This window comes from bacterium, assembly GCA_018812485.1.
Taxonomy (GTDB): domain Bacteria; phylum JAHJDO01; class JAHJDO01; order JAHJDO01; family JAHJDO01; genus JAHJDO01.
Map to the genome: position 1 here is coordinate 1 of JAHJDO010000137.1, position 11,617 is coordinate 11,617.

The following is an 11,617-nucleotide window of genomic DNA, read 5'->3' on the forward strand; positions in this document are numbered from 1 at the left end:
CCAAACCACCCTTCCTTGGTCTTTGGGAAAATTTGGGCCATCAAATTCACCAAACATCTTCGTATAGTCAATCCCGGAAAATCCACGTAAGAATTGATCTGAGACTGAAAAATACTGAGGGGTGGTAGCCATCATAGTTGAAAAAGGTAGTGGCAGACAATGCGCTTTCTTAATCACACACTCTCCTGTTTCATTAAATTTCCATACCCTCTCCCCTTTCTTAACTTCTCTTAGGAATCCGGAAGGCACCTTTTTATAGAGAAGAAGATCGCCTGTCTTATTAAGGCCAATACCTACCAAATTATCACTAAAAGAAATCTTATCCACTGAGAAATAATTATTTCCAGTCGACTTCTTTAATTTTTCTCCAGCAAAAAATTTTCCATCCTTTATTGAAGTATCAAAAACTGGTATCCCTCGATAGGACTTCCCAGATTTAAAATTAATTTTTTTCATTTGATCCTCCGTTAAAGTCGTGCCGTAAACTTAACACCATATTCTATAGAACTGTTCTCTGGCTCATATCCATATCCAACAATAACTCCCGAATATGTAACAGGCTGTGTTTCTGACTGCTCGATATCCCAGTATCTTATAAAAGGAGATACCAGAAAATCCATTTTTTCACTCTTTTTTTCAAATTCCACAGAACCTCTCAAACCATACCCCTCATTCTGGTCATTTTCAAGATTGCCAACGCCAGCAATGGCATCACCAATATGACTTATTTGTCTCCCCTTCCAGAAATGGTCGTATTCTAATGTTATTCCTATGAACCATCCGTTATTCATTTCATTAACTACTTCTATACCTATTGGACTATAATAATAATTTGATTCCCTTTCATAGCCCTTTGCACCTGTTGACGTAGTCATTCCAGCGGAATCATCATTCAAATATCTATAGCCGACCCCTAGCTAGGGTATAATAGTAGTTGCTTTTGAAAAACCAAAAACATATCCTCCTAGCTGTCTAACTTCAATAATATAATCATCTATATTATCCAATGTCCCTGAATTTTCATAATCTACCTGTCCGTAACTAAATCTAGCTTCTGCCCGCAACATATGTTTATTAGCACGATAAGTATAAGAACCATGAAGCCCATACATCATACCTTCTTCTTCCATCACTCCTGGCTCATCATAAGTAATATGCGATATCTCAATCCCCAAATCGAATGTATGCTCCTTTGATGGTTCCGCAAAACTATCCATTGCTGTCAAAAATACAATACACACTACTACTATTAACAACTTCTTCATCACTTTCTCCTCACAATAAAATACAAATTTGTAAATCTCTTATTTCTATCTTGTCAAATTATACTATTAATTTAATCTGTTATTTTTTATCTTGTCAAGTTCTGCTACTATTTTTTTTGCTTCATCAAGGTGGTAGCGACAGTATTTTACATTGTTTTCACCAGGCCTAAAAGGTGGGAGAGGATAACGACCATCAGCACTTTCAGCCTGAACGAGATGCCACCAGGCCTTAAGGAGTTTTTCTCTATCCACCTCACTCTCAAGTTCTTTTTCTGCATCCTCGATCATCTTACCAATTTCACAGCAAGATTTATTAAGATTCTTCGCATCTTCTGTCCCATCCCATTGTGAACATCTGCCATGGTGCCAGCTAAGCCCATCTTTAATTTTAATAATCCCATCCCTCGGTGGAAATCTATGGACTGCTTCAGAAATTGAGATAAAATTCCCTCTTTTCCCTAGATAATCTATTATCTCGCCTAATCTATCGAAAGTATAAGGGGCGGGTTCGAAAACCCTATCAGGTCCCATCTCCTGAAGATTAAACCAACCAGTAGTACCAAGATATTCAGCATCATTAGCATATATAACTAAGTATCCTTCACCTTTAGAATAATAATCAAGGCAATTAGTCAATTCTTTGTAAGATAGGTCATTCTGTAAATACTTTAGAACCCTCATACTAATTCTATCACTACGCATTATCCCTTTAAGTCTCTCATTCACTCTAATAGGAAAATGGAGATCTTTATCATCTGGGTCGATCTTTAAGTATTTATCAATCACTTGAGGTTTTTTGGCATAGGTCCGAGGTATAAATATATTCTCTCTAGTCTGAACATAAGAATCAAAATCACAGATAAGAAAATCAAAACCTGCTTCCTCAAACATCCTTGGCACATCTTGTCTCCACCCACATTCAGGAATCCATCCTACACGTGGTGTACATCCTACCCAATTCTTCCAACTCTGGCAGCTAAACTTCAAGCTATTTAACCCATGAGAATACGGAAAATTTGCCAAGATACTGTGGGCATAAGGCCCTGAGACTAGCTCACAATTTCTATTAATACTTCTCCTCAATCTATCAGGGGTTTTTGGATATGTGCTACATAGGTAATCTAAAGTAAACCCCGACATCTCCAGGCACCATTTTGTCTCAGGATATCTTGAGTCGAAAAAATTTATTAATTTAAGATAAGATTCTTCACAAAGCAGGTTATATTTATGCGGGAACAAAAGACCATGATTGAGATTAGAATGAAAAATTAATATATAATCCATTTACTACCCCATAATTACTTCTATTTGGTGATTTTTGCCGTCTGCAAAAGGGGTAATCGGTCTGACTGGATCAACCTCCTCACCATCTACTTTCAATCTTTTAATTCCAGTTTCAACTCGTTCTGGATTATTAATATTAATATCATAAATTGCCTTTCTATAGTTTCTCACCATCTTACAAGAGGGCCAACTAGAAGGAATACATGGATTAATCAAGAGTCCATCATAAGTACGTCTTACCCCAAACATCCACTCAGTTACTGCTTGAAAGATCCAACCACATGAACCTGTTATCCAACTATACTCTATTCTTCCTGGAGAGGTCTTATGTGAAGGTCCGTAGTAACCGTTGGGAAACACATAAGGCACAGCTGTATTGGAAGGATTATTTGGATTTTCCGGAAGGATTGCACGATAAACAGAGTATGCCTTATCTCCTTTATTAGCAAGTAGATAGGCTATCATTAAAAAGGCATTACCATGACAGTAAACAGTCCCATTCTCACATATCCCTGGTTCTAAGTTTGTCAACCTGCCTATATGCGGATCATATTTTGTATAAACAGGTGTATTAAGTAAAAAACCATATCCAGAGTCAAGATATTTTTCAACAGAGGCAAGGCATTTCTCTTGCCGCTCTTGTGTCGCAATCCCACTCATGATAGCCCAACTTTGCATGTTAAGAAAAATCTTACCCTCCTCGCAATCTTTTGAACCAATAGCCCTACCATTATCATCAAAAGCACATACATACCATCCTCCATTCCATGCGTCTCTATTTAAGGCATCTTTCACTTCTCTATAAATCTTATCCATCTCTTCTGCAATACTCTTTCTATTTAATCTCTTAGCTAACTCTCTAAGGAGCATTGCTGAACGGCAAAGGGCCATAGAAAGCCAGACGCTCGTGCCTTTACCAGCCTTACCAACAGAAGTCAAAGAGTCATTCCAATCTCCATATCTAATTAAACAAAGCCCCTTCTCTCCTCTATCTTCGTATAACTTCCTGAGAGCACGAACCATATGCTCAAGGACTGAAGCCGTCCCTTCATCATAGAAAGGAACATCTATCTCTAAAAGCCCGAAGTCACCACTTTCTTTGATATATTCTGTAATGGTCGAAACCATCCACTGTGCACTATCTGAATATTTCATTTTGTCAACTGGAGCCCATCCTCTAAGAGCAAACCCATCGCTATATTGATAGCAAAGCGCATCTAAAATATCTTTCTTAGCACGGTCGAGATCAAATGTAATAACTCCTTGTGCATGCTGGAGGATATCCCGATAACCTTTTATTCCCCATCTTACCCACGTAGCACCATAAGAAACCTGTTGCTTGTTCCAGATATTAGTAATTCTGTTCAACTCTTCATCCGGAGAGTCTATAGAAATAGGACTAAATTTCTTATTGCGCTCCTCTTTTAACATCTTGAACTCTTCCTCAATCTTCTGAGTATCAAGATATCTATCAATCAAGCGCCTTGCTTCTTCTGTAGGATTATCTACATCAGTAACTCCGACGATAAAATTAAAGACATTTTCCTCTTTCCCCTTCAGAGAGAATTTATTCTGCAATACGCCAACAATAGGTTCTCCTGTCCCAATACTATTTAAACATCTGCCCTCAGAGACAACCTGTGGATTAGTTAATCGGCGATACGTACCCAGAAATGTACGACGGCTTGCATCAAAACCAAAAGGCAAAAAATCTCCGGAGATAAAACCTGCATATTTTGAGTGAGGAAGGCCCTCTGCCCTCTTCCTAGCAATAATACCTTTGATCTCTGGATAGAAATGACCGCTCATAAACATTAAATGTCCATAAGTACGATAACCAGCTAAAGAAAGTTCTGTATAAGTAAATAAACTGATGTTTCTCTTATTATTACCTAAATTCCTCACTTTAAGAGTCCAGAGTTCTAATGGTTCATTTCCCAACGGGACAAAAATACGATATTCCACCTCAATTTTATCGGTAGTGTTTTCAATTACAGTATAACCAAGGCCATGACGGCAAAGATACTTATCGTACTTCTTCTGCACAGGATCCCAGCCTACATTCCAGTATTCACCACTCTCATCGTCTCGCAAATATATAAGGCGACTATCTTGGGGCTGGTTGTGAGCACCGAAAATTACATGGGTAGCCCAACCTTCATCTGTCTGATACCGACTATATCCTTTGCCGAGTTGATCAATATAAGTATAGTAGACATCATTCCACAAGAAATTATCCCAGGGTCTAGGCGTATCGGGCCTTGTTATGATATATTCTTTATTCTTATCGTCAAAATATCCGAATTTGCTCATTTTAATAAATCAAATACCCTGATTTCTTCGGGGAGAAGTGAAATCTCTCCTTTCAGGCCATACTTCTCAGAAGTAAGCCTTACCTTCTTTCCGTTAAAGAGATCCTCCATCTCTGAAAAACCCGCAATGGGTAAGTGAAACCCTGTTGTTATCCGTCTCTTCTCAAGGTTTGTCACAATTACCCACCCTTCATCTTTTTTATTATTAGAGATAAGGTCTAAACGAACTTTACTTTTTCCATTTATTTTAGGGAACTTGCATATACTTCCAATTTTTGCGAGACTTACAATCAATCTTTCATTCGTCTCATTTCTAAATTTAAAGTAATCATATCCAATAAATGAACCTATTAAGATGGCCTTACCTTTGCCGTAATTTGAAAACGTAATAGCAGGTTCTTTCCCTTCTTTAAATATTGCTAAAACTTTTGCACCCTTTAAAATAAACGTCTCCTCACAGAGCATCCCATTAATTTTCTCTCCCTTTTTGATATCGGATAAATCTCTATCCATAATGATAGTTGCTCTTTCGCCTGAAAAATCCCGTCTAGCCCTAACCAACCCCTGCTCCACACCAAAGACCTCTATAAAACCAGCGCCTGGAATTTTGTATCTGAAAGAACCGTCTTTTGTATCCAACGCAGCGAAATAACTTTCCCCGATAAGGGTCCCGCCGTTTCGAACCCATTCTTTTATAATCGCTAAACTTTGCTCATCAAGATACATCGGTACAGGCACATACAATACTGAATAGTTATTAAGCTCTCCTTTATTGATTTCAAGGGTATGCAGAATATCGACATTGAAGTTAGCCTGATAGAGGGCATTATGTAAACCAACCATAGAGTCATGATAAAAATATTCTGTGCCATAAGAGCACCATGAAAATATCTGGTTTTCTGGTGAGAATAATATCGCGATATCTGTTTTTAATCTTTTAAGGCTTAACACCTTATCTTTATTCTTCTGAAGTAACTTACAGCATCTAGAGGCAGTCTCTAACCATGGGGTAGAAGTACCATCAAGCTTAGTTAAACCCCATGCTGGAGACTCCCTACCAAGTGTCTCTGGTCGATACTGCCAGTATTGAAATCCGCTAAAACCAGCTGCTAAAGGAGTAAAAACTGTACGTTTGATCTCTCCATCTTTCAGGACCCTTGGAAAAACCATGGTCATACCGGGCATAGCATGAATTTCAACGCTCCAAACAGGTTTATGCTTTGCACAGCAACGTAAAATGTCACAAGCGAAAGGATCATTTACTAATGTCACACCATGTACATCGCCAGGCTCAGCCATTCTCCATAGGTCGACTCCTGTTGACATCAAATCGAAATACTTCATATCGTGAGTATGGCACATAACTAGATGTCTCTTATCTAGTTTCCTTATAAGCTGCATCTGCTCAAGATTTACCTCTGCCATCCTTTCGATAAAAAACATCCTCCAGTCAATCATTGAAACAAACATATCTCGGCTACGTGGAATTTCAATTTCTTCCCAATTTTGATAATTTTTATGCCAACATTTATTCAACCCACTAAGGCCTTTGTATTTTTTCTTAAGCCATTCTTTGAAAGCTGTCCTGCAACTCTCACAATAGCACAACAAAAACTCAATATTTCTATAGTCTTTCCCAACAACCCGGTGAATAGAATGTCCTAGGTCCGGTTCACCCCAGCTATTCCAAATATATAATGCCTTGTGGCCTCGATATCTTTTTACAGTTTCTGCAAGGAACTCCATCCTGATTTCCATACTCTTTCTATGATTGATGCAACCACCTCCTACACCGCCAATCTGTCTTGCAGCAAATTCAACAGGGCCTACGTATCTTCCATAGATAGTTTCAAGCCGACTCTCAGGAAATTGATTAAATATCCAAGCCGGGACTGAATCATATTTTGGGCTCATGTTGACTTTAATATCGTATTTGATAGCCAGATCCATAAGTCTATCAATATCTTCAAAATAATATTTCCCTGCCTTCGGATTACTCCATCGCCACATAACCCAAATTTCAATCATATTAAAACCATACCTTTTTATATTCTTAAAATCTTTTTCCCATTCTGAAGGCTTAGGAGTAGGAACACGATAATAATGAGCACCAAAAGGTATGATATTTATCGAATGTTTCATGATTTCAACTCCCCTATTTCATCACGGTTATGATATTTTCAGGAAAGTTTAAGCTATACATCTAGAAATACTTCTTGAATAACCCCGCTGGCACCTCCCAAAGCTACTGCCTTATTACCCAATCTGGAAGGAACAATCTTAACTATACGAAAAGCTTCTTCAAAGGCCCATTTAGCTACAGTTTCTTTTATAGGCTCTACTATAAAAGTGCCTGCTTCTTCTATTCCTCCACCTAAAACAACCATTTCAGGATTTAAGAAATTCACAAAAAATGCTATCTTGATACCCAGATTTACCCCTGCTTCTCTTAGCAAGTCAATAGCTAGCTTATCTCCTGCTTTTGCTGCCTTAACTACTGTCCTGAAGGTTACCATTTCTGACCTTCCCCCTGCCAAAGCAAGAATCTCTGATTCTTTTCCTTCCTTAATAGCTTGCTTAGCTTTATAAGAAAGACCCATATCTAACTCCCATCGCAATAGATAAAATAACTTCTCCTGTTCTTTTTCTGGAAGGCATTCAAATTCTGGATTGTGGATATTAACCTCTCCTGCAATCCCACTGCTACCTTTATATATCTGCCCATTGATCATAATGCCACAACCGACCCCAGCGTACATATACAACATATTCTTTATGGTAGGGTCAAGGCCTAACCATTTTTCTCCAAAGGCAGCTATAGTAGCATCGTTCTCGATAATAGTAGGGACGCCAAACTTATCTTCAAAAAGATCCTTAACAGCTATACAAATCGAGATATCCTTCACACCTCTTTCATTAGGCCATTTGATTTTTTGTCCAGGCACATCAATAATTCCAGGCACTCCTACACCAATCCCTTTTAGTTTTTTTACATCTAGTTTCGAATTTTCTAATACCTTACTCACTACCTCAACTAAAGAATAAATAGTTGATTCTCCGTTTTCAACCGATAGAGGACTGGTCGTGGTTGTAACTCCACTGAACCTATCTTGTCTCATCTCATAGAGGACATTTGATTCTAGATCTACAGCCACGCCAACTATGTCCATTATATTCAACCCAACTCCAATGACAAAACCAGCTTTCGGATTCAACTTTATCAAAGTCGGCCTACGTCCTCCGCTCGATTCGTCCAAACCGAGCTCTAACACTAATCCTTTCTCAATGTAATGACTAATGTAGTTTGACACAGTCACTATATTGATGCCTGTAACTTTCGAGATATCGGCCTTGGTAACGGATTCCTTCCTCCTAATCATCTCCAAAATAGAGAGATTCTTTCTTTCTCTGTCCGATAAAAAATCATTATCAATACGTAACGACTCTTTCATTTTTTTATTACCCTCCTTCTTGTTTTGAATTATTTCTACATTACAACAAAAATAACCTCTTTTGTGTGCAATCTATGCTTTAAGCGCTCCAGCTGTAATCCCCTTAATAATATTCTTCTGCATGATCATATAAATTATAATCAGTGGAAGAGCTGCGATTGTCAAACCAGCCATAAGTAATGGATAATTAGTTATATGTTGTCCTTGAAATGTCCAAAGTCCTACCTGAATCGGCAAGAGCTCTTCTTTACGCACAACAATTAATGCCAAAAGATACTCATTCCATATTGTAAGAGAAGAGATTATTGCTACTGTCGCTAACGCTGGAGTTGCCAACGGTAACATTATGCGCCAGTATATACCCATTCGAGAACAACCGTCTATTCTCGCAGCATCTTCGAGGTCACGGGGGACTCCTTCGAAAAATCCTTTCAGGATAAAGATAGCCAATGGTAAACCTGCATTAATGTATGGGAGTATTAATCCAATACGTGTATCAACTAACTGTAATCTAATCAGAAGGATATATAGGGGTATAAATGCCCCTGGGATTGGTATCATCATAGAAGCCAGAAATAAATAAAATAAAAGATTTCTTCCTCGAAATTGAAATCTGGCAAAAGCATAAGCTGCTAACGAAGCAAATAATAGAACCCCTGTAACAGCAGTAGTTGTATATATAAGACTATTAAAAAAATAAGTACCAAATCTAGCCTGTTTCCAAGCAATTATGTAATTATTCCATTTAAAACTAGATGGAATTAAGCTCATATTTAAGAATACTTCACTTTGAGATTTTAGCGAGGTTGAAAGCATCCACAAAAGAGGAAATAAACAGCTAACGGATACTAAACATAAAAAAGAGTGAATAATAAACTTTTCAACTATTCTCTTGCTATTAATTCTTCTCGTAGCCATTTTCAATCATCCTCTTTTTTACCTCCGTAATCTGCGCCTTGAACACTCCATCTGAAATATTGACAAAATAAGCAGAAGCCCACCGAATACTATTGCCATAGCTGTACCGTATCCAAAATGATAGTAAGAGAAAGCTTCTTTGTAAATCCTCGTTATAGGGACCTCTGTATGAAAACCCGGCCCACCTTGAGTCATCGCCATAATTAGGTCAAATATCTGCATTGTCCCCAATATAGTTAATACAGAAACAATAGTTGCCACGGGAACTAGCAGAGGTAAAGTTATATAACGAAATTGGTTCCAAGTGCCAGCGCCATCCACCTTAGCTGCTTCATAGAGATCCTCTGGTATTGTCTGTAATCCCGCTAGAAATAGAATAAATGCAAACCCGAATCCTCGCCAACAATGGGCCACAGCTACTGAAATAAGAGATGAGTTTGCCTCAGAGAGCCATGCCCGAACATGATTGCCTAATCCTATAATCCGCAGGATATGATTTAAGATTCCATAATTTCCATCGTATATCCAAAGCCAAATATACCCAACGACAATCAGAGATAACATAGGTGGCATAAAAAAGATAACCCGGTATATCGTTCGCCCATTCGTAATGCCACGATATAACAAGATAGCTAACAGTAATGCCAAACCATTCTGGAATGTAAGAGCGATAATGGAAACAATAGAGGCATTTAGTACTGAAGTCCACCAAATAGGGTTATTGAATATAATATCAATATAATTCTTTAGACCAACAAATTGCATATCCGGAGCAATACCATCCCACCTATAGAAACTAAGTTGAAAAGTCCTTAAAAAAGGATAAAGGCCGAATATCAAATATATGCTAAGAGCTGGTAACACAAAGAGATAGGAATTCCAGTTATGTCTGATATATCTGATTTTTTCCTTTTTCATCACTCGAGTTTATCTTTTAGACGCTGTGCTTCTTCGAGAACTTTGATAGAGGTCTTCTCCCCGATAATTATTGATTGAATTCCTTTTCTTAAGACCTCTCTCACTTCATTTTTTTCTTCTACTTCTAAATCTGGTATAATCCTTTCCATGCCCTTGGCAAACTTTGCCAATACAGGTGAAAGTCCGTCTATCACATTTCTATTGGCAGACAGGGTATGGGCCTTTTCTACATATTCTATTTGTCGCTCCTTATCCGTAAACCACTTTAAGAATTTTATGGCTTCTAGTTTCTGGGAAGATTTACCATTTACAGCAGCACAGATACCTGTACCACCAAACAAAAGCACCGGATTCGCAGCCTCTGTATCTTGAGGGAAAGACATAACATCATATTCGAGGTCTGGGTTCATCTGGTAATATACATTCACAGCCCAAGATCCGTTCATCGCCATGGCAGCCAGACCATTGGCGAAGGCTTGTTCTGACTGTTTGTTAGACATTATTGCTATCCCTTCTATAAACATCTCATTATCTCGCATCTCGACGAACTTATCAAAAGCAGCCTCCCATTCTGGTGATACATATGACCTTTCACCTACCCAAGTAGCCCGCACATTATCTTCACCAAGAAAACTCCAGGCATAACTATTAAGAAACCACTCAGCAAGTCCTAAATCACCAAATCCAGCAGTAAAAGGGGCTATACCCTTAGCTCGTAATTTTCTACCCGCAGCAATAAACTCTTCCCATGTAGCAGGTGGATTCATTGGATCAAGTCCTGCTTTTTCAAAGAGTCTCTTATTATAGAATATTTGTATATTCATAACAGTCAACGGCACAGCATAAGTGCCGGGTATAACACCCCACTGATTTCCATCTTGGTAAGAGCCACGTTTTATTGCTTCTGGAAAAAATCTATCTTTCCATCCTTCTTCCATTTCGTCGGTTAGGTTAGATATATGTCCGGCATTTATATATCTAGCCAAAAATTCTCCTCAACCCCATACCCCAATAATATCTGGCAGGGTACTAGATAAAGCAGCTGCTTGCAATTTATTTTTATAGAGATCCCCACTTGGAGAAGAGAGTACAAACTTCACTTTTACTCCGGTTTCCTCTTCATATTGATCAGCAAATTCTTCCAAGATCGATTGCCTATCTGTCCACCAATGCCAGAATGTTATAAGAGGTTTCTTTTTTGCTCCAATTTCCTTATCTTTATCTTGACCACACCCAACGAACAATATGGGTCCCATAATAAACAGATAGATGACCAATATCCACTTTTTACAAGGATATACCATCGCAAATTTCCTCCATTTAAAGTTCTGATTAAATCTAAATAACCCTCATCTTTTTATATAGTTATAACAGTAACACCCCAATTTGTCAAGTGCGAACACGCTCCATAAGAGAGATTGCTGAAAAAGTCATTACCGAGCAAGCGGGAATCTATATGTACAATGCA

Annotated in this window: 11 protein-coding genes; all 11 read right to left on the minus strand. The window is 38.2% G+C overall.

Going from position 1 to position 11,617, the window contains the following annotated elements:
• Positions 1-456, minus strand: a 456-nt coding sequence (locus tag KKC91_11850) for a hypothetical protein (protein MBU0479243.1), incomplete at its 3' end; no start/stop codon positions are given.
• Between the two features lie 11 nt (positions 457-467).
• A complete protein-coding gene (locus KKC91_11855) occupies positions 468-896 on the minus strand; it encodes a hypothetical protein (GenBank protein MBU0479244.1) in 429 nt (142 codons plus the stop codon).
• A gap of 21 nt (positions 897-917) precedes the next feature.
• Complete coding sequence (locus tag KKC91_11860; GenBank protein ID MBU0479245.1) at positions 918-1,265, minus strand: porin family protein; 348 nt, start codon at positions 1,263-1,265, stop codon at positions 918-920.
• Between the two features lie 66 nt (positions 1,266-1,331).
• The gene (locus KKC91_11865) at positions 1,332-2,549 is read right to left on the minus strand and encodes a hypothetical protein (protein ID MBU0479246.1); all 1,218 of its coding nucleotides are present in this window, start codon (positions 2,547-2,549) and stop codon (positions 1,332-1,334) included.
• Positions 2,550-2,552: 3 nt separating this feature from the next.
• On the minus strand, positions 2,553-4,862 hold the full coding sequence (locus tag KKC91_11870) for a hypothetical protein (GenBank protein MBU0479247.1): 2,310 nt from the start codon (positions 4,860-4,862) through the stop codon (positions 2,553-2,555).
• Positions 4,859-7,003 (minus strand): beta-galactosidase, encoded by a 2,145-nt coding sequence (locus tag KKC91_11875; GenBank protein ID MBU0479248.1) that lies wholly within the window; start codon positions 7,001-7,003, stop codon positions 4,859-4,861. The genes KKC91_11870 and KKC91_11875 overlap by 4 nt, the downstream gene beginning before the upstream one ends.
• A 53-nt stretch (positions 7,004-7,056) precedes the next feature.
• Positions 7,057-8,313: an ROK family transcriptional regulator gene (locus KKC91_11880; protein ID MBU0479249.1), complete on the minus strand. Its 1,257-nt coding sequence runs from the start codon at positions 8,311-8,313 to the stop codon at positions 7,057-7,059.
• Between the two features lie 72 nt (positions 8,314-8,385).
• The gene (locus KKC91_11885) at positions 8,386-9,231 is read right to left on the minus strand and encodes a carbohydrate ABC transporter permease (protein MBU0479250.1); all 846 of its coding nucleotides are present in this window, start codon (positions 9,229-9,231) and stop codon (positions 8,386-8,388) included.
• An 18-nt stretch (positions 9,232-9,249) separates the two neighbouring features.
• Entirely contained in the window at positions 9,250-10,149 is a 900-nt protein-coding gene (locus KKC91_11890; protein ID MBU0479251.1) for a sugar ABC transporter permease, read from the minus strand.
• On the minus strand, positions 10,149-11,135 hold the full coding sequence (locus KKC91_11895; GenBank protein ID MBU0479252.1) for an extracellular solute-binding protein: 987 nt from the start codon (positions 11,133-11,135) through the stop codon (positions 10,149-10,151). Before KKC91_11895 ends, KKC91_11890 begins: the two co-directional genes overlap by 1 nt.
• 9 nt (positions 11,136-11,144) lie before the next feature.
• Entirely contained in the window at positions 11,145-11,453 is a 309-nt protein-coding gene (locus KKC91_11900; protein ID MBU0479253.1) for an extracellular solute-binding protein, read from the minus strand.
• Between the last annotated feature and the right edge of the window lie 164 nt (positions 11,454-11,617).

What these genes read in the sequence shown, in the direction of transcription:
- KKC91_11860 (MBU0479245.1), bottom strand. Translation starts at nt 1,265, where the DNA reads ATGAAGAAGTTGTTAATAGTAGTAGTGTGTATTGTATTTTTGACAGCA.
- KKC91_11865 (MBU0479246.1), bottom strand. Translation starts at nt 2,549, where the DNA reads ATGGATTATATATTAATTTTTCATTCTAATCTCAATCATGGTCTTTTG.
- KKC91_11870 (MBU0479247.1), bottom strand. Translation starts at nt 4,862, where the DNA reads ATGAGCAAATTCGGATATTTTGACGATAAGAATAAAGAATATATCATA.
- KKC91_11875 (MBU0479248.1), bottom strand. Translation starts at nt 7,003, where the DNA reads ATGAAACATTCGATAAATATCATACCTTTTGGTGCTCATTATTATCGT.
- KKC91_11880 (MBU0479249.1), bottom strand. Translation starts at nt 8,313, where the DNA reads ATGAAAGAGTCGTTACGTATTGATAATGATTTTTTATCGGACAGAGAA.
- KKC91_11885 (MBU0479250.1), bottom strand. Translation starts at nt 9,231, where the DNA reads ATGGCTACGAGAAGAATTAATAGCAAGAGAATAGTTGAAAAGTTTATT.
- KKC91_11890 (MBU0479251.1), bottom strand. Translation starts at nt 10,149, where the DNA reads ATGAAAAAGGAAAAAATCAGATATATCAGACATAACTGGAATTCCTAT.
- KKC91_11900 (MBU0479253.1), bottom strand. Translation starts at nt 11,453, where the DNA reads ATGGTATATCCTTGTAAAAAGTGGATATTGGTCATCTATCTGTTTATT.